We start from the raw sequence: 17,937 nt of genomic DNA on the forward strand, positions 1-17,937 counted from the left end.
GCGTGTACAAGCTCGCCTTCTTCGTCCCGGCCAGCCACGTCGACGCGGTCAAGGCCGCCGTATTCGCCGCCGGTGGCGGGCGTATCGGCGACTACGACCACTGCGCCTGGCAAACCCTGGGCCAGGGCCAGTTTCGCCCGTTGGACGGCAGCCAGCCGTTCCTCGGGCAAACCGGCCAGGTCGAGGTGGTTGAGGAGTGGAAGGTGGAGCTGGTGGTGGCTGACGACCTGATTGCTCAGGTCGTCGCTGCGCTCAAGCAGCATCATCCCTACGAGACGCCGGCCTTTGAGGTCTGGCGGCTCGAAGCGTTCTGAAGTTCAGCCGAAGTAAAACGCGTTGCCGATGATATCCGACACGGTGTTGGGGGCATTGCGGAAGCTTTCTCCCAGCACTTTCACTCTATCCCGTTCATCTTTCTCGAGTTGCGCCTGCAACGCTGCCAAATCGTCGAGTTGGCTACCCAAGCGGATCTTGGCGCTTGAATCGTCACGGTCCTTCGCCTCCCATGCAGCGACGATGTCGTCATGCCAGTCATCATCGTTGGGGTGCAAGATAAAACCCTTGGCCACGCTGGCCGGGTCTCGCTCGGTGTCGCCCTGCCAATACTGATACATCGAACGCCCGACTTCCTGCACTGCATGAGTTGCCAGGTAGGCTGCAAGTTCGTGAAACGGGTGACTGTCGTGATCTTTCGCCAGTTGGGAGTGGGTGGGGTGCAGACCTGCCGTTTCATTGGGATTGTGGCCGGACAAGGTCTGAAACTCGTCAATGCTGTCCCCAAGCCAACTGAGTATTCCCCGGAACGCGGCGTTGATTGCATTCTTTAATGCTGTCAGCGGCAAACTGGCTGCCCAGCTGCCAAGTTCATACAGCCCGAACAAAGGGTCCTTTGCCGCGTCGTCGCGCCACTGCAGATACTGTTTCAACGCACCGAGTGGAATGTCGCTGTGATGCTCTTCGAACAAGATCAGCAATACTTGCTCGGCATCACTCCGATAACCCGATTCCGTGCGCTTGAACTCGAGCTTTTGCGCGGCGAAGAGAATTTCTCCCAGGGGCTCGGCGATGCTGGCGATCACATCCAGGCCACCAAACATGCCGGTAACTATCGGCAGGCCGTGCTTGCAGTCCGTTGCAGTCGTCCAGGGCAACACCGGATGCCCTCTCTTGCGCAAACACAATTCCACGAAGTTGGAATGGGCGAAGTAGTCTTCCAGTACATGTAATGCTTCGCCCAAATAACGCCTGCCCTCAGGGGTATTGCCCGCGTACATGGCGGCGATCAGCTTATCGTACATATAGCGTGTCGCAGGGTCGACGTAACTCGATATCGAGCGTTCTTGGTCGACTTCAAGTAGCGGATGGTTATGCCCTACCAACGGTTCGAAATCCGCGTCGATCTCCTGGGGGTCGCTTGCCTCTGCCACCGGGTTCAGCGGATTGTCGATATGCTCGGAAGGGCGATAGACCCCCAGCATATCTGGTATCACGGTGTAGGCATCGCGACCTTGCGGTGTGCTCTGCAGGTCATGAAATTCCTTGAGCGCCAAAATGTCGACCAGCTGGGTCAGGGCTGCGCGGGACAGTTTTGATGGGAAGCTTTTCGGCGCGTCCTGCTTTCGCACGATCTTGGGGTCGAGGAGCTGGGAATAATCACGCAGCCAGTTGCCAAAATAGATGCTCCTGCGTTCTTCGTCTGTGAAACCCACCGAGGCCAACCCCTTTTCGAGGGACTCATGACCGAACGAGCCTGGCTGGTCATGGCCTTTGCCCGCATTAAACTCAGCCTTTTCGGGGGCGGGTTCAAGGTTGGGTATGGTCAGACGCAAATCCTCACCCGCAACGCTAGCGAAAACGGTGCCGTCAGCCGTTTTGGCCCCGCAGAAAAAGATCATGGCAGCATAATCGGCGCCGACGTCTCGCTCCGCATCCGCCAGGGGCTGAATCGGAGCCTGCAGTGCGGAAGCATCAAAGTCTTGCCTGATCACATCCTTCAGATATTCGCCAAACGCCCTGGTCATGGCGCTGAGCAGGTTGACGCTCATGTGGTCCTCGGTGCGTGCCTGCGCGATGGCGGTAGCAGCCACGTAAATCGTACGGCTAGTACTGTCATAGCGGGCGGTAGCGCTGCCCTGCGGGTCAACTTGATACAGGGGATTGTCGATGCCGCCTTCGCGCAGGGCTGCCTGCAGTTTCAGATAAACGTCTACCGGCAGATCCGTGCCGTATACGGACATGAGCATCGCTACGAAGAGGCTTTTTTCGGTGTGTTCGGCAAAGCTGCTCAGGCGGTCCAGCGCATAGGTACTGATTAGCGTGGGGCTGTTGGCATCAGTTTCGGTAAGCATGGGCGTTATTCCATGGAGAATTGGACGCCCAGCTTGATTTGTTACTGTGCCTGCAAGAACCGAGCAGCTTTACCTGCGCAGGTAATCTTCCCCGGCTGCAGGCTCGCCCGTTTCGGGCGAGGGAAGCTTGCCGACTAGCTGGCTGGCCACCAGTCCCAGTTCGAACAATACCCACATCGGCACCGCCAGCATGGTCTGCGAAAACACGTCCGGCGGTGTAAGAATCATCCCCACCACAAAACACCCGACGATCACGTACGGCCTGCTGCGGCGCAACGTGGCCACATCGGCCAGCCCCACCCATACCACGATGAACGTTGCCACCGGGATTTCGAACGCCAAGCCGAACGCCAGGAATAGCGCCATGATGAAATCCAGGTACTGGCTGATGTCGGTCATCATCGCCACGCCATCAGGTGTCACGCTGGCAAAGAAGCCGAACATCATCGGGAACACCAGGTAGAACGCGAAGGCCATGCCGGCGTAGAACAGCAGGATGCTCGACACCAGCAACGGCAGGGCGATGCGCCGTTCGCGGCGGTAAAGCCCCGGTGCAAGGAACCCCCAGGCCTGGTGCAGCAGTAGCGGCATGGCCACGAACAACGCGCACATCGCCGTCAGCTTGAACGGCGTCAGAAAGGGCGAGGTGACGCTGGTGGCGATCATGCTGGCGCCTTCCGGGAGAAAGCGGCGCAGCGGTTCCGAGACCAACGTATAAAGCTGCTGGGCGAAGGGGAACAGCCCGGCGAACACTAGCGCTATCAATAGCAGGCAACGCACCAGGCGCTTGCGCAGGTCGCGCAGGTGATCGGTCAGCGGCATGCGTGCCGCTGGGTCCAGGGCAATACTCATGAGCTGCTCTCCCGCGTCACGCTGACTGCTGCTGCGTCATTGGCCGGTTCCACCTTCAGGCTGATGCCCTGGCGGATTTCCTGCTCCAGGCGCTGCAGGGGCGCACGCTCGAAATGGGGCATATCGATTTCGCGCTCCATCTGCGTACGCAAACCCTGCATCGCCCGGCGCGCCTGGCCGAGCCCCCGGCCCAGGGTGCGCGCCGCCACCGGCAGGCGCTCCGGCCCTAGCACCAACAGGGCGACGATGCCGACCAGCAGCAGTTCGCTGAAACCTACCTCGAACATCAGGCCTGTCGGTCCGCGTGCGGCTGTGGCTGCGCAGCAGCCTGGCTGGTCAGCGGTGGCTGTTGTGCTTGCGTAGCGCCAGGGGTGTCGGCGTCGCTGTCGCCGCCCATGGACTTGCGAAAGCCCTGGATCGCTTCACCCACGTCGCTGCCCAGGCCTTTGAGGCGTTTGGTGCCAAACAGCAGAAAAACGATCAGCAGTACGATTACCAGTTGCCAGATTCCGATGCCACCCATTACCAACACTCCTGTAAGGCCATGAAAAGAATGGCTAATCCTGCCTCGCCTTGATGACGCGCAGATGACTGAAAAGTGATTGCCATCTCCCTGCAACAACCCCTGTGTTGACTGGCGCCTCGAATGATCAAAAGGGTGGCTGCGAATGGGCAACAAGCGACAGCAGGGCGCGGCACTGCTGATGGTGATGGTGGTGTTGGCGATGCTCGCTGCGGGGATGGCCTGGCTGGTGGAAGACGGCCGCCGCCAGGTCGATGACGTGCAGTTGTTGCGCCAGCGGGTGCAGGTGAGGGCTATGGAGCAGGCCGGCCTGGCCTATGCCGAGCAGGCCCTGCGCGACCCTGCCTGGCGGCTCAGCCCGCTGTTCTGGCAGGCATTGCGGGGGCAGCCGCTGACCTACGATTTTGGCGCCGGCCAGGCGCAGTTGCGGGTGCGCGACCAACACACGTGTTTCAACGTGAATGCACTGTTGGGCGCCGATGGAGCGCGGGCCGAGCGCCAGCTTCGGTATGTGCTGGGCGATGACATGGCGGCGCAGCGCCTGGTCGATGCGCTGGCCGACTGGCTCGACAGTGACAGCGATGCCCGCCTGCAGGGCACTGAGAGTGCCCAGTACCTGCGCCAGCAACCGCCACGCCTGGCGGCGAACCAGCCGATGCTCGACACCAGTGAACTGAACCTGCTGCTCGAACCGGATGCCGCGCGCCAACGTCGTTACCCCATGCTGTGCGCCTTGCCGCAAACCACAGGCTGGCGCCTGAATGCCAATGCGCTGGGCGTGGAGCATTTGCCGTTGCTAGATGCGCTGTATGAGGGGCGCTATCCGCGCTCGCTGCTGAGCCGGATCATCAGTGGCCGGCCGGCGTCGGGGTATGAAGATGCGTCGGCGTTGCGCCAGGCGCTGGGGGCGGTGGATGACGAAACGTTCGAGCGCTTGAGCGAGGGGTTGTTGCTCAACAGCGGGCATTTTCTGTTGCAGCTGTCGTTCGAAGAGCAGGGCAGGGTGATGCGTAGCGAGTTTCAGGTGGAGGCATTGGGTGTGGTGCAGTGGCATGCGCGGGTGCCAGCGCAGCAGGTGCGGGTCAAGAGCCGTGGGCCAATTGCCTGGTAAAGGGGCTGCTGTGCAGCCCAATCGCCGGCAAGCCGGCTCCCACAAATACGGGCGGCCCCCAAGTACCCCGCTGATATTCAGCACTGCAGGGTGTCTGTGGGAGCCGGCTTGCCGGCGATTGGGCCGCACAGCGGCCCTGATGCGAGCAGGATCAGACGGTCCCGATCTCCCCGCCATCATCCCGCTGGATCACCACCGTCGAAGCCCGCGGCCGCACCGTGGCCCCCGCCGGGGTAGCATCGGTGGCCTTGTCGGTATACGGCCAGTTCTCCGGGTGCTGAATGTTCACGAACATCGACTTGTTGTCCGGGCTGAAGGCAATCCCGGTCACCTCGCAACCATTCGGCCCGACGAAGAAGCGGCGCAGGTCAACCTGGTTCTGGGCATTGATCGGCACCTGCTTGCCGGTGCCATCCACCAGGTCGGTAGGAATCACCGCCAGCAGCTGGTCGTTGGTGTAGTCGGTCAGTGTGCTCTCACCGTTGTCGGTCTCGAACCACAGCACACCACGGCTATCGAAGCTCATGCCGTCGGGGCTGGCGAACTGGTTGAGTTCGGTCAGGCCTGAGCGGTTGATGTCGGCCGTGCCTGCGGCGTTGGCGCCGAACACGAAGATATCCCAGGTGAAGCTCAACTGATCGTCGCTGTCGTGCCAGCGGATGATGTGGCCGTGGCGGTTCGGGCCACGCGGGTTGGCTGCGTCGACTTTCTCCGGGGTGCGCGCGCTGTTGTTGGTCAGGGTCAGGTACACATCGCCGTTGAGCGGGTTGACTGCGGTCCACTCTGGGCGGTCCATCGGCGTTGCACCCACCGCATCACCCGCACCACGGGTGTTGAGGATGATGCCGGGGAGGTCACCGTACAGCGCGCCGAGAGTAGTGCCGGCAGCGGTTGGGGTGGCCACGTCGAGCAACAGCCATACGCCCGAGCCATCGGCATTGAAGCGGGCCACGTAAAGCTTGCCCTGGTCCATGTACTTGGCACCGGTGGCCAGGCGGTCGGCCGGGTTCGCGTCGGCAGCGTCCCACACTGCGGTGGAGACGAATTTGTACAGGTACTCGTTGTTGGAGTCGTCACCCATGTACCAGACCAGCGGCTTGCCCACCACCGGCAGGCCCGGGCAGCAACCTTCGTGGCGGAAGCGGCCAAGGGCGGTGCGCTTGGTGGCCAGGGTGCTGCTGTTGTACGGGTCGATCTCGACGATGTAGCCATAGGTGCTGGCTTCGTTGCGGTAGTCGTCGGTGGCGCTGGCGCCTTTGACGGTCACGTCGAAGCGGGTAAATTCGTCGCTGACTTCGGTGCTGTCACCGGCAGCGCTTTCCCACTTGTACTGGCCGCTGGAGGTGCCGACACCAATGCGGCGCTGGTCTTCAGGGCGTGTGCCCTTGTTGACGAAGATGCCTGGCCAGTTCTCTTCGCAGGTCAGGTAGGTGCCCCACGGGGTGTAACCGTTGCCGCAGTTGTTGTTGGTGCCGCGGCAGTGGGTACCGGCCGCCGAGTACTTGGTCTTGACGTGGTCGGTGCCGCGCAGCGGGCCGGTGATCTCCATGCGCGAAGCCGTGGTGAAGCGGCGGTTGAGCGGGTCGTTGTCGACCACCTGCCAGCGCCCGTTGAGCTTCTGCAGCCGCACCACGCCGGCACCGTGGGCGTTGATTTCCTTGCGCACTTCCTCGGCCGGGCGCTTGCCGCTGACGTCGGTGGTGGGGCCGTTGGGGTGCAGGGCGGCCGCGTCGATGTATTCGAAGTTGATCGCCAGCAGGCCGTCTTCCGAACTGCCATTGATGGGGAAGAAGTGCATGCCGTCATGGTGCATGCCCATGGCATTGGCCTGGTCGGTCGAGGTGTTGCTGCCGTCCGATTTCCACGGGTTGGCGTTGCTGTTGAGCGGCGTGCCCCACGGTGCCAGCACGTAGGCGCTGTAGCCGGCTGCGACGACGCAGGCGTCGGTGCGCGAACCCGGGATGGACTGGAAGCCCAAGGCCATTTTCGGTTCCGGCTCCGGCTCGGTTACCGGTGGCTCGGTCACAGGCGGCTCGGTTACCGGGTCGTCGTTGTCAGAACCGCCACTGTCAAAGCAGCCGGTCAGGCCGGTACCTGCAATCATGGCGATAGCGGCGCCAAGGCTGCCGCGCATCACGCTGCGACGGCTCAGGTAAGCGTCCATGACGCTGGCCATGGGCAGGTTGCCGCTAGCGTTGCGGTCAACGTTGTCGCCGGATTCTCGACTCATCAGGGTGTCCTTGTAGTAGCTGAGTTGAAAGAAACCGCGACTTTAGAGCGCTAGTGTGATGATTCCTTGGCAGAAATGTTAACGAGGCTTTAAAACTGTAAGTTCTTACTTGTGTGCCCGACAGATCAATTTGGAATGGCTGTCGGATTTCTGCCATCAAACTGTAATGCCAACGCCGCAACATCCGGAGCCCAAAGAGAACTCGGATAAGGATGGCGGGCACGATGGCAAGCAGTGTGCGCAGGCGCGAAGTGATCAGCTGGATGGGAATCGGTGCCTTGGCACCGTTGCTCGGCGCCTGTTCTGCATTCCCAGGCCAGGGTGGCGGCAATGCCAGCGTGGACCTGCTCTATGTCGCCGACACCCTCGATGCGCGCCAGCCCGGCCTGCCCGTGGTGCCGGCGACCCGCCTGGGCCCGGTCAGCCACCTGGGCCGTGCGCCGTGGATGACCGGCACCAGCGCCAGCCTGGCTCACCCACACCTTGCGCCATTGCTCGATGCCAACCAGGCGTCAACGCTGCAAGTGGGCGGTTATGCGGTGCTCGCGGCGTTGCTGGAGCAGTTGCGTGGGGAGGCAGGCCAGAGCAACAGCCTGACCCTGGAGAATGGCCAGGGTTGGAATGGCAGTGGCCTGGCTTACCTCACTCAAGGCGAGAGCGGCCCGCAGGGCAGCCAGCTGCTGGGCAGTGAAGCGCGGGTCAGCAGCGATGAGCGCGTACTTTGGCCGCAGCGCAGCGCGGCCCTTTACCGCCAGTCTCCTGCGGTCACGCTCGGCGCCGGCCTTGCTGACCAACAGCGTAAAGCCCTGGGGCTGGAGCCGCTGCACGTATTCGAGCGAGGCGGCGCACGCATCGCCGTGGTGGGCGTCACCGACCCCTACGCCCAGGACCAGAAAGCCTCACTCAAACAGTGGTATCAGTCGCTGTTGCCCACCTTCGAGCAAGCGCGTCGGGAGGCGGACCTGGTGGTGGCGCTGGCCGATGTCGGCACCGGGCCGGGCCTGTGGCTGGCCGAACGGGTTGCAGAAATCGATGTACTGCTCTGCGCACGCGGCCAGGACCTGTGGCCGACCCCCGTGCAGGCGACCCAGGCCAGCGGCCGGCGCATTCCCGTGCTGTTTGCCGGTTGCCGTGGCAGCGGTGCATTTCGCCTGCGCTGCCAGCAAGTGGCGGGGCAGTGGCAATTCGATGGGCGCTTCTTCCCCGCCGTTAGCCAGCAGCTATCACCTGCCGCGCAGTTACGCGCCAGCCAGTTGCAGGCCCAGTTGCGCCAGCAGCGCGCCGGCCATGCCGCGTGGCTCGACCAACCGCTCGCCCGCGCCCCGCAGGCGCTGTGGCGTCGCGACACCCGCGGCGGTAGCTGGGACCGCCTGCTGCATCAAGCCTTGGCGGGTGACAGCGGCCTGCCGGTGCTGTTGCCGGGCCTGCGCTACGACTACCCCTTGGCCGCCGGTGAGCCCATCACCCGCGAACACCTGATCAGCCTGACCGGCGGCTACCCGGCACCGGTGGTCGAGGCCCCGGCCCGGCAGGTCGAACAGGTGCTGGAAAACGCCGCCGAGCAACTGTTCGGCGACCCGCTGCTGTTGGACAACAGCCAGGACCTGCCGCGCTGGCAGGGCCAGGCCTGGGGGGTTAGTTACAGCCCGCAAGGCAAGCGCATCACTGGCCTGGACCCGGTTCAGGGCCTGTGTCGCACCTTTGGCCTGCAGTTCGAAACCCAGGCCGGTGAGCCGCTGTGGCAGCGGGTCGAGGCCTGGCTCGGGCGCCAGCAACCGGGCTGGCAACTGGCGCCGCTGCAACTGCCCGAGGTGCGTTACGTGCAAGGCCACCCGGGTTGGCACCCACGGCAGGTGGTTTCGTGAGCCTTGCCTCGCGCCTGTTCACCGGTGGCCTGCTGACCCTGGCCGGCTGGCTGGCCGCCCAATGCTTGCTGCAACTGGGCCGCCAGCCGCACCCGGCCAGCCCTCCCGCAGCCGCCGATACGCCCTTGCCGGGTTTATTGGTCGGCCACTGGCACCCCCCACTCGACGACGGCGCAATCGCGCTTACCCGGTTGCCATTGCAATACCTTGGCGGCCTCAAGGCCCAGCCGCTGTCGGCCAGCGTGGTGGTGCTGCGCTACGGCCAGCAGGTGCGCACCCTCGGCCGTGGCCAGCGGCTGGCGCCGGGGATCGTGTTACAGGACATCGACGCCGATGGCCTGATTTTCGACAACCAGGGGCGGCGTGAGCGCCTGCCCTGGCCGCCACGCCCCGCCGTGACCGGCTTCAAGCGGCAAGGATGAACGATGCTGGTGAGATATTGCGTGGCCGCTGCCTTGAGCCTGGCCCTGACGATGGCCTGGGCAGAAGAACCGGAAACCTTCGATGAAAATGGCACGCCGCTGTATGAAGTGAATTTCGTCGATACCGAACTGGGCGAATTCATCGACAGTGTGTCGCGGATCACCGGTACCACATTCATTGTCGACCCCCGGGTCAAAGGCAAAGTCACCGTGCGTACTGTCGACCGCCACGATGCCGATGCTATCTACGACATTTTCCTCGCCCAGTTGCGCGCCCAGGGCTACGCCGCAGTGGACCTGCCCAATGGCAGTGTGAAGATTGTCCCCGACCAGGCGGCGCGGCTGGAGCCGGTACCGGTGGAGCCGGCTGGCAAGCAGTCCGCCGGCAGTGACGGCGTGGCTACCCGGGTATTCAATGTGCGCAACGCCGCCAGCGAGCAGATGCTCGGCATCCTCAAGCCATTGATCGACCCGCGCGTCGGCGTAATCACCCCGTACCCTGCCGCCAACCTGTTGGTGGTCACCGACTGGCGCAGCAACCTCGAACGCATCGACAGCCTGTTGCGCCAGCTCGACCAGGTGAGCGACGAGCCGCTGCAGGTCATGCCGCTACGCCACGCCAGCGCTGCCGACACCGCGCAGTTGCTGACCCGCCTGCTGGCCCGCGAGCAAGGCGCCGACAGCACCCAGGTGGTCGCCGACCCGCGCAGCAATGCCTTGTTGGTACGTGGCAGCACCGACCGCGTCAAGGCGCTGCTGCGCCAGCTCGACCAGCCCAGCGAAAACCGCCAGAGTAGCAACACCCAGGTGATCTACCTGCGTCACGCCAATGCCGGCGAAGTGGTCAAGGTGCTGCGCGGCTTGAGCCAGGAAGGCGCAGCGCCCAGCGAAGGTGCAAGCGAAGGCGAAGGCGAAGGCAAGGACAAACCGGTGATGGCCGCCGCCAGTGATTCGGGCATCCGCCTTGAGTACGAGGAAGGCACCAACGCCGTGGTCATGGTAGGCCCCGATAGCCAACTGGCCGCTTACCGCTCCATCGTCGAACAACTGGATATCCGCCGCGCCCAGGTGGTGGTCGAGGCGATCATCGCCGAAGTCTCCGACAGCAGCGCCCAGGAGCTTGGCGTGCAGTGGCTGTTTGCCGATGAGAAGTTTGGCGCCGGCATCGTCAACTTCGGCAGCAACGGGGTGAACATCGCCAACATCGCTGGCGCCGCCGCCAGTGGTGACAACGAAGGGCTCGGTGACCTGCTGTCAGCCACCACCGGTGCCACCGTTGGCATCGGCCATATCGGCGGTGGGTTCAACTTCGCAATGCTGGTCAACGCACTCAAAGGCAAGAGCGGCTTCAACCTGCTGTCCACGCCCACCTTGTTGACCCTGGACAACGCCGAGGCGTCGATCCTGGTGGGGCAGGAAGTGCCCTTCGTCACGGGTTCCGTCACCCAGAACAACGCCAACCCGTACCAGACCATCGAGCGCAAGGAAGTCGGGGTCAAGTTGCGCATCAAGCCGCAGATCAACATCGACAACAGCGTGCGCCTGGACATCGTCCAGGAGGTTTCGTCGATCGCCGACTCCAGCGCTGCCAGCGACGTGATCACCAACAAGCGCGAGATCAAGACCAAGGTCATGGTCGAGGACAATGGCCTGGTGATCCTTGGCGGGCTGATCAGTGACGAGCTGAGCACTAGCGACCAGCGCGTGCCGTTCCTCGGTGATATTCCGGGCCTGGGCCGGCTGTTCCGCTCCGACGCCAGCAAGAACACCAAGCAGAACCTGATGGTGTTCATCCGCCCGCGCATCCTGCGTGACGGGCCGAGCCTGGCCGGTTTGAGCGAAGACAAGTACCGCACCCTGCAGCAGACCACGCCGCTGAAGCTGCCCGACCTGGCACAGGACGGCCAGCTTCAGCGCGTGTTCCCAGCCAGCCGTGCGCGCCTCGAAGGCGGTGACTGGTGATGCTGCCCTATCGCCTGGCGCGCCAGGCCGGGCTGGCCATGGCCCCGGCAGAGGCCGGCTGGCAGTTGTGGCTACGCCGCGATGCCGACAGCGATCAGCTGCAGGAACTGCTGCGTGTGCATGGCCGCCCTGTTGCGCTTGCGTACCTGGAGCCTGCTGCCTTCGACGAACGTCTTGGCCTGCTGTACCAGGCTGGCGATGCCGCCACCGCAGCGCTGATCGAGGGCATAGGCGACCAGGTCGATCTGAACAGCCTGATGAGCGAAATGCCGCGCATCGAGGATTTGCTTGAAAGCGACGACGAAGCGCCGGTGATCCGCCTGATCAACGGCCTGTTCGGCCAGGCCCTGCGCCTGCGCGCTTCGGATATTCATATCGAGACCTTCGAACAGAGCCTGGTGGTGCGCCTGCGCGTCGACGGGCACCTGCGCGAAGTGCTGCGCCCGCCGCGTGCGCTTTCGGCGATGCTGGTGTCACGGATCAAGGTCATGGCGCGGCTCGACATCGCCGAAAAGCGGCAGCCGCAGGACGGCCGCATTACATTGCGCGCCGCCGGGCGCGAGGTGGATGTGCGCGTCTCGACCTTGCCCGGCATCCACGGCGAGCGCGTGGTGATGCGCGTGCTCGACAAGCAGGCCAGCCTGCTGTCGCTGACCAACCTGGGCATGCCGGCAGCAGTGCTGCAGGGCCTGCGTAGCTGCCTGGCGCGGCCCAACGGGATCGTCCTGTCCACCGGCCCGACCGGCTCGGGCAAAACAACCACGTTGTACGCCAGCCTCAACAGCCTCAACGACGGCAGCCGCAACATCCTCACCGTCGAGGACCCGGTGGAATACGCCATCGCCGGCATCGGCCAGACCGCCATCAACCCGCGCGCCGGGCTGACCTTCGCCAGTGGCCTGCGCGCCATTCTGCGCCAGGACCCGGACGTGATCATGCTCGGCGAAATCCGTGACCAGGAAACCGCGCAGATCGCCGTGCAGGCCAGCCTCACCGGGCACCTGGTGCTGTCGACGCTGCACACCAACAGCGCGGTGGGCGCGGTCACCCGCCTGCGCGACATGGGCATCGAGCCGTTCCTGATCGCCTCGTGCCTGCGCGGCGTGCTGGCCCAGCGCCTGGTACGGCGCCTGTGCAGCTGCGCCGTGGCGCAGCCGCTGCAGGCAGCCGAGCGCGCGCTGTGGCCGGAGCTTGCAGCGCTGGGCAGCAGCTACCACGCGGTGGGCTGCGAACAGTGCCAGGGCAGCGGTTATATCGGGCGCCTGGGCCTTTATGAATTCGTCGAGCTGGACGCGGGCCTGATCGCGCTGCTGTACGACGGTGCCAGCGAGCTGGCGATGCAGGACTACCTGGCCGAGCGCCGCCAGAGCCTGGTGACGATGGCCAGTGACTGCCTGGCCCGTGGCGAGACCAGCCTGGCCGAAGTGCTGCGCGTGGTGCAGGGCTGACCTATGCCGACCTTTCGCTACCAGGCCGTCGACCTTGCCGGCAAGACCCACAAGGCCAGCCTGCAGGCCGACACCGAACGCCATGCGCGCCAGCTGCTGCGCGAGCAGGGGCTGTTTGCCCGGCAATTACAGCGCCATGACGCCAGCACCCGGCAACCGCGCCGCCAGCGCCTGAGCCGGGCGCAGTTGTGCGAGCTGACCCGTCAACTGGCGACCTTGACCGGTGCCGGCATTGCCCTGGTCGATGCCTTGGCCACGCTGGAACGCCAGCTGCGCCAGCCCGCCCTGCACGGGGTGCTGGTGGCCTTGCGTGGCTCGCTCGCCGAAGGCGTGGGGCTGGCGGCGAGCCTGGCGCGCCAGGGCGCGCCGTTCACCGGTTTGTATTGCGCCCTGGTCGAGGCCGGCGAGCGCTCGGGCCGTTTGGCCCAGGTGCTGACACGGCTGGCCGACCACCTGGAGCAGGTGCAGCGCCAGCAGCACAAGGCACGCACCGCGTTGATCTACCCCTGCGTACTGATGGGCGTGTCCCTGGCGGTGGTGATCGGCCTGATGACCTTTGTCGTGCCCAAGCTCACGGAACAGTTTGCCCATGCGGGCCAGAGCCTGCCGCTGATCACGTCATTGCTGATCGGCTTCAGCCAGGGCCTTGTGCACGCCGGGCCTTGGGTTTTCGGCCTGGCAGTTCTCACCACGCTGCTGGCCAGCTGGCTGCTGCGTAAACCGCACTGGTGCCTGCGCCGCGACGACGTGCTGCTGCGCCTGCCCCGCATCGGCGGGTTGTTGCAGGTGCTGGAGAGTGCCCGCCTGGCACGCAGCCTGGCAATTCTCACCAGCAGCGGCGTGGCCCTGCTCGAAGCCTTGCAGGTGGCCACCGAAACCGTCGGCAACCGGCGCATCCGCCTGGCGATGGAACAGGTGCGCCAGCAGGTGCAGGGCGGCACCAGCCTGCACCGGGCGCTGGACGCCTGCCAACAGTTCCCGCCACTGCTGGTGAACATGGTCGGCAGCGGCGAGGCCAGCGGCACGCTGGCCGACATGCTCGAACGCGTGGCCGATGACCAAGAGCGCGGTTTTGCCCGCCAGGTGGACACCGCCATGGCGCTTTTCGAACCCCTGATGATCCTGGTGATGGGCGCCGTGGTGCTGTTCATCGTGCTGGCGGTGCTGTTGCCGATCATGCAACTCAACCAGGGCCTGCAACTGTAGATGACAAGGAGTTTCCCATGCAGCATCGTCGTAACCGCCAACGCGGCTTCACCCTGATGGAAATCATGGTGGTGATCTTCATCATCGGCCTGCTGATCGCGGTGGTCGCGCCCAGTGTGCTTGGTAACCAGGACAAGGCCATGCGGCAGAAGGTCATGGCCGACCTGGCCACGCTCGAACAGGCGCTGGACATGTACCGGCTGGACAACCTGCGCTTCCCCAGCAATGAGCAAGGCCTGGCCGCACTGGTTAAAAAACCGGCCCAGCAGCCGCTACCGCGTGCCTGGCGCAGCGACGGCTATGTGCGCCGCCTGCCCGAAGACCCGTGGGGCACCCCTTACCAGTACCGCATGCCGGGCGAGCATGGCCGGGTCGATGTGTATTCGCTGGGCGCAGACGGGGCGCCGGGCGGTGAAGGCCAGGATGCCGACCTGGGCAACTGGGCGCTGTGATCGATGCGCGGCCAACAGGGTTTCAGCCTGCTCGAGTTGCTGGTGGTGCTGGCGATCGCCGGGCTCATGACCGGGCTCGCCGTGGCCTGGCTCGACAGCGGCAAGGCCAGTGTCGACCAGGCGCTGCAGCGGTTGGCCGCGCACGTCCAGGCGCAGGCTGCATTGGCCAGGCACGCCGGGCAGTTGCGCGGGCTGCGCTGGACCGGCCAGCACCCAGAGTTCGTACGCCGTGAACGCGACGGTTGGGTGGTCGAAGCGGTCAGCCTGGGTGACTGGCCGAAGGGCCTGCGCCCGGACTGGCCAGCCAGCAGCCAGCCACGTTTACTGTTCACGCCACAGGGGTGGGCGCAGCCGGGTACAGTGCACTGGCGCTGGGCCGAAGGCAGCCAGCAGTGGGCGTGGGGCCGCGACGGTCAGTTGCGCGTCGGGCTGGCACCATGAAGCGCCGGCAGCACGGCTTCACGCTGTTGGAAGTGACCGTGGCGCTGGCGATCGCCGCAGTACTGGCGGTGATCACCAGCCAGGTCCTGCGCCAGCGCCTGGCGGTACAGGACAGCGTGCAACAGCATCGCCTGGGCGTGCTGTGCGCCCGCGAATTGCAAGCGCGTTTTGCCGTCGAGCAGTTCTGGCCGGCGAGCAGCCAGGCCAGTGGCGTGTTGCGCCAGGGTGGCCAGGCCTGCCACTGGCTACTGCAACTGCGCCGCACCGGCGTGCGCGACCTGCGCCGTGGCGAGATGCAGCTGTACGCCGACCGCGACCAGCGCCTGCCGCTTGGCCAGTACACGGTCTTTCTGGAGCGCCCATGAAGCGGCGCCAGCTCGGCTTGACCCTGATCGAACTGATGGTGGCGATGGCGCTGACGGCATTGCTTGGGGTGATGCTTGCCGCCTTGGTCAATGGCTGGCTGAAGGTCCGCGAACGGTTGCAGAGCACTCAACAGGAAACCCCCGTGCTGGAGTTTTGCCTGGCCCTGGAGCGGCGCTTCGACAGCCCGGCACTGCGCCGGGTGTACGAGCAGCGCCTGCCACTGGCCAGCCGCTGGCTCGACTGGCAGGCCGACCGTCAGCAATTGCTGTGGGTGGCAGCCACGGCGTTGCCCGAAGCCGAGGGCGGTTCGCGGCTGCAGCGCCAGCGCCTGCGTTTCGACGCCCGCGAGCAACGCCTGCTGCTGGAAACCTCGGCAGACCTGTATGCCGCCAGCGAGCCGCGTTGGGTCTTGCGTGAGCAACTGCAGCAGGTCAGTGCCTTCACTGTTCTTTATCACCAGGGTGGCCGCTGGCTGCCCTGGCCCTCCGATCAACCTGCGCACCCCGGCCGTGGCGTGCGTGTGGAACTGCAGCGCGATGGAGCACCTTATGTCTGCACCTTCATCCTCCCGTGGGGGCGTTCATGAAGCTTGAATGGCGGCGACGTACGCCCGCCCGGCCGTGGCTGTTGGTGCGCCCGGGCGAAATCTGGGACTGGGTGCTGGTCGAAGATGGGGTGGCACAGCGTGAAGGGCAGGGCGAGCCGCCCGCGAACCTGCAAGCACGGGTAGCGCTGGTCATTCCGGGCCCGCTGTGCAGCCAGTTTCAGCTAGCGGCACCGCCCGGCCTCAAGCGTGACGAGTGGCCATTGCTGCTGGAAGACCATTTGCTGCAGGGGGCGCAGGAGGTGCAATGTGCCTGCCTGTCTCGTCAGGCCGGGCAGCTGCGCTTGTTGGCGGTAGCACGGCAGCACCTGGATGACTGGCGTGGCCAATGCGCCGAATGGGGGCTTGAGGTGGAACGTTGCTGGGCCGAGTTCCAGTTGCTGCCCACAGCCGAAACGGGCGCGGCCTGGCAGTGGCAGCGGGCACCTGGCCTGAGCCTTTACCGTGGGCTCAGTGACGATAGCCGTGAACATTGGCTGGCGTGGCCGGACGCACTGGGTGATTTGCCGCAGCAGCCTTGGAGCGGGCTGCGCGCAGTAGCCTTGGCCGGTCGCTGGCCGTTAGCGCTGGCGCCGCTGGACAACCTGCCAAGCCTGTTCGAACGCTCACGTTCAGTGCGCGCGCTACCCGGCGTGCCAGCCCCCCAGCGGCGCTTGATCGTGGTTTGCCTGTTACTGGCTGCGGTGTGGGGCGCGTTGTGGTCAAGCCAGCAATGGCGCCAGGTTCAGACATGGCGAGGGCAAGTGCTGGCGGTGACCGGCGCCCAGGCCACGCCGAGGCACGCGGCGCAGGCGCTCAAGCGCCTGAGGGAGGCCGATGTGCAACAGCAACTGCGCATGCGCCAGCTGGACGACTTGCAGGCACGTCTGCACGCCTGGCTGCAGGACCACCCAGCCTGGCGTCTGCAAGCAGTGCGCTTTGACGGCCAGTGCTGGCACCTGCGCCTGGACGGCGAAGGAACCGCGCCGCCATGGCAACAAATGGCCGCTGACGCAGGTGCGGCAGTGCAGGTGCAGAGCGCGGCATCGGCGACCCAGGTGGTGTTCGATCTGGGGGCGGCAACATGACCCGTGACTGGATCCAGCGCCATCGCCTGTGGCTGGCCTGGTGCTTGATTGGCGCATTACTGGCGTTCGTGGCGCTGCGCGAAGGCCTCTGGCAGTGGCGCGAGCTCAGCCAGTGGCGCGTTCTGGCAGAGCAGGCTGCCGCGTTGCAAGGCACGTCAGGCGTAAGCCTGGAGCGCCTGCGCCAGTCAGCCCAGGCACGGCGCATCGAGCTGGCGGAGGTAGAAGCGCAAGGCAATAACTGGCAACTGCGCGGCCAGGTAGCCGATGAGCGAGCTCTGCAAGGCTGGATGCAAGCCTTGCGGGCGGAGGGCGCCCAGTTGCTGCAATGGGGGCTGGAGCAGGACGCCAAAGGCTTGCGTTTCGACCTGGTGATGCGGCCATGAACCGCAGAGGCTTGCTGTGGGCTTGCGGGGTTTTTGCCTTGACATTGCTGGTGGAGCTGCCGGCGTCCTGGGTATCGCGAGGCCTTGGCCTGCCCATGCTCGATGTCAGCGGCAGCCTGTGGCAAGGCCATGCCCTCCAGTTCGGCCCGGCAGGGCCAGTGCACTGGACTGTGCAGCCCTGGCGTTTGCAAGCCAGTGCGCAGCTGGGTTGGCAAGGGCAGGGTTGGCAGCTTCGCGCCGAAGGTTGGCCATGGCGCTGGCGCCTTGAAGCTGCGGCGTTGAATGCCCAGGCAACCGCGCCTTCCGATTACCGGCTGGCCGGGCAATGGCAGGGCATGCTGCGGATGCAGGGCTCAGGGCGCCAGTGCCGCGCCAGCGACGGCCGTATCACCGTCACCGACTTGGCATTGAGCGAGCCCTGGTCGCTGGGCCTGGGCCAAGGGTGGGTAGAAATGGACTGCCGCGACGGCTGGCGCCTGCATGGCCAGTTGGCGCAGCAAGGGCAGCATCGACTCATGGTCGATGCCGACCTGCTGGGGCGCCGGGCGCAGGTGGCCTTTGAGCTACAGCCGGACGCTGCGCTGACGCCTTTACTGCGTGGCGCTCAATGGTTGGGGCCGCAGGCTGTTAGCGGGCAACGGGATGTGCGGTGGTAAG

General features: G+C 65.1%; 19 protein-coding genes. 14 read left to right on the plus strand and 5 right to left on the minus strand.

Annotation, left to right across the window (positions count from 1 at the left end; all coding sequences use genetic code 11):
* Positions 1-2 precede the first annotated feature (2 nt).
* Entirely contained in the window at positions 3-314 is a 312-nt protein-coding gene (cutA, locus tag ACFY68_RS07370) for a divalent cation tolerance protein CutA (protein ID WP_387525072.1), read from the plus strand.
* A gap of 3 nt (positions 315-317) precedes the next feature.
* Here the strand turns inward: cutA and ACFY68_RS07375 are convergent, their stop codons facing one another.
* The 4 genes from ACFY68_RS07375 to tatA form a co-directional block, all read right to left on the minus strand.
* On the minus strand, positions 318-2,348 hold the full coding sequence (locus tag ACFY68_RS07375; protein WP_387525075.1) for an HET-C-related protein: 2,031 nt from the start codon (positions 2,346-2,348) through the stop codon (positions 318-320).
* A 69-nt stretch (positions 2,349-2,417) separates the two neighbouring features.
* On the minus strand, positions 2,418-3,200 hold the full coding sequence (gene tatC, locus ACFY68_RS07380; protein WP_387525078.1) for a twin-arginine translocase subunit TatC: 783 nt from the start codon (positions 3,198-3,200) through the stop codon (positions 2,418-2,420).
* Complete coding sequence (tatB, locus tag ACFY68_RS07385) at positions 3,197-3,487, minus strand: Sec-independent protein translocase protein TatB (protein WP_387525081.1); 291 nt, start codon at positions 3,485-3,487, stop codon at positions 3,197-3,199. The genes tatC and tatB overlap by 4 nt, the downstream gene beginning before the upstream one ends.
* On the minus strand, positions 3,487-3,723 hold the full coding sequence (tatA, locus tag ACFY68_RS07390) for a twin-arginine translocase TatA/TatE family subunit (protein WP_387525084.1): 237 nt from the start codon (positions 3,721-3,723) through the stop codon (positions 3,487-3,489). Before tatA ends, tatB begins: the two co-directional genes overlap by 1 nt.
* Positions 3,724-3,868: 145 nt before the next feature.
* Between tatA and gspK the strand changes: the two genes are divergently transcribed.
* Complete coding sequence (gspK, locus tag ACFY68_RS07395) at positions 3,869-4,834, plus strand: type II secretion system minor pseudopilin GspK (RefSeq protein WP_387525087.1); 966 nt, start codon at positions 3,869-3,871, stop codon at positions 4,832-4,834.
* 151 nt (positions 4,835-4,985) lie between these two features.
* Here gspK and ACFY68_RS07400 read toward each other — a convergent pair whose 3' ends face one another.
* Complete coding sequence (locus ACFY68_RS07400; RefSeq protein ID WP_387525089.1) at positions 4,986-7,064, minus strand: PhoX family protein; 2,079 nt, start codon at positions 7,062-7,064, stop codon at positions 4,986-4,988.
* Between the two features lie 224 nt (positions 7,065-7,288).
* Here ACFY68_RS07400 and ACFY68_RS07405 point away from each other — a divergent pair, with 224 nt between their 5' ends.
* Genes ACFY68_RS07405 through ACFY68_RS07460 form a run of 12 tightly spaced genes read left to right on the plus strand, consistent with a single transcriptional unit; the run spans position 7,289 to position 17,936 of the window.
* Entirely contained in the window at positions 7,289-8,929 is a 1,641-nt protein-coding gene (locus ACFY68_RS07405) for a lipoprotein UxpA (protein ID WP_387525092.1), read from the plus strand.
* Complete coding sequence (locus ACFY68_RS07410) at positions 8,926-9,351, plus strand: pilus assembly protein PilZ (protein ID WP_387525095.1); 426 nt, start codon at positions 8,926-8,928, stop codon at positions 9,349-9,351. The genes ACFY68_RS07405 and ACFY68_RS07410 overlap by 4 nt, the downstream gene beginning before the upstream one ends.
* A gap of 21 nt (positions 9,352-9,372) precedes the next feature.
* Complete coding sequence (gspD, locus tag ACFY68_RS07415; protein ID WP_387525323.1) at positions 9,373-11,313, plus strand: type II secretion system secretin GspD; 1,941 nt, start codon at positions 9,373-9,375, stop codon at positions 11,311-11,313.
* On the plus strand, positions 11,313-12,761 hold the full coding sequence (locus tag ACFY68_RS07420; protein ID WP_387525326.1) for a GspE/PulE family protein: 1,449 nt from the start codon (positions 11,313-11,315) through the stop codon (positions 12,759-12,761). Before gspD ends, ACFY68_RS07420 begins: the two co-directional genes overlap by 1 nt.
* Before the next feature lie 3 nt (positions 12,762-12,764).
* Positions 12,765-13,967, plus strand: coding sequence for a type II secretion system inner membrane protein GspF (gene gspF / locus ACFY68_RS07425; protein WP_387525097.1), 1,203 nt, complete (start codon positions 12,765-12,767; stop codon positions 13,965-13,967).
* 17 nt (positions 13,968-13,984) lie between these two features.
* On the plus strand, positions 13,985-14,419 hold the full coding sequence (gspG, locus tag ACFY68_RS07430; RefSeq protein ID WP_387525100.1) for a type II secretion system major pseudopilin GspG: 435 nt from the start codon (positions 13,985-13,987) through the stop codon (positions 14,417-14,419).
* 3 nt (positions 14,420-14,422) lie between these two features.
* Positions 14,423-14,860: a type II secretion system minor pseudopilin GspH gene (gspH, locus tag ACFY68_RS07435; protein ID WP_387525103.1), complete on the plus strand. Its 438-nt coding sequence runs from the start codon at positions 14,423-14,425 to the stop codon at positions 14,858-14,860.
* Positions 14,857-15,225: a type II secretion system protein GspI gene (locus ACFY68_RS07440; protein ID WP_387525106.1), complete on the plus strand. Its 369-nt coding sequence runs from the start codon at positions 14,857-14,859 to the stop codon at positions 15,223-15,225. The genes gspH and ACFY68_RS07440 overlap by 4 nt, the downstream gene beginning before the upstream one ends.
* Positions 15,222-15,812 carry a type II secretion system protein J gene (locus ACFY68_RS07445; RefSeq protein ID WP_387525109.1) on the plus strand — a complete coding sequence of 197 codons (591 nt, stop codon included), beginning with the start codon at positions 15,222-15,224 and terminating at the stop codon, positions 15,810-15,812. The genes ACFY68_RS07440 and ACFY68_RS07445 overlap by 4 nt, the downstream gene beginning before the upstream one ends.
* Positions 15,809-16,897, plus strand: a complete 1,089-nt coding sequence (locus ACFY68_RS07450; RefSeq protein ID WP_387525112.1) for a GspL/Epsl periplasmic domain-containing protein — start codon at positions 15,809-15,811, stop codon at positions 16,895-16,897. The genes ACFY68_RS07445 and ACFY68_RS07450 overlap by 4 nt, the downstream gene beginning before the upstream one ends.
* The gene (gspM, locus tag ACFY68_RS07455) at positions 16,894-17,280 is read left to right on the plus strand and encodes a type II secretion system protein GspM (RefSeq protein WP_387525114.1); all 387 of its coding nucleotides are present in this window, start codon (positions 16,894-16,896) and stop codon (positions 17,278-17,280) included. The genes ACFY68_RS07450 and gspM overlap by 4 nt, the downstream gene beginning before the upstream one ends.
* A complete protein-coding gene (locus ACFY68_RS07460) occupies positions 17,277-17,936 on the plus strand; it encodes a hypothetical protein (protein WP_387525117.1) in 660 nt (219 codons plus the stop codon). Before gspM ends, ACFY68_RS07460 begins: the two co-directional genes overlap by 4 nt.
* Position 17,937 lies beyond the last annotated feature (1 nt).

Source organism: Pseudomonas sp. NPDC012596 (assembly GCF_042902325.1).
In the GTDB taxonomy this organism is placed as follows: domain Bacteria; phylum Pseudomonadota; class Gammaproteobacteria; order Pseudomonadales; family Pseudomonadaceae; genus Aquipseudomonas.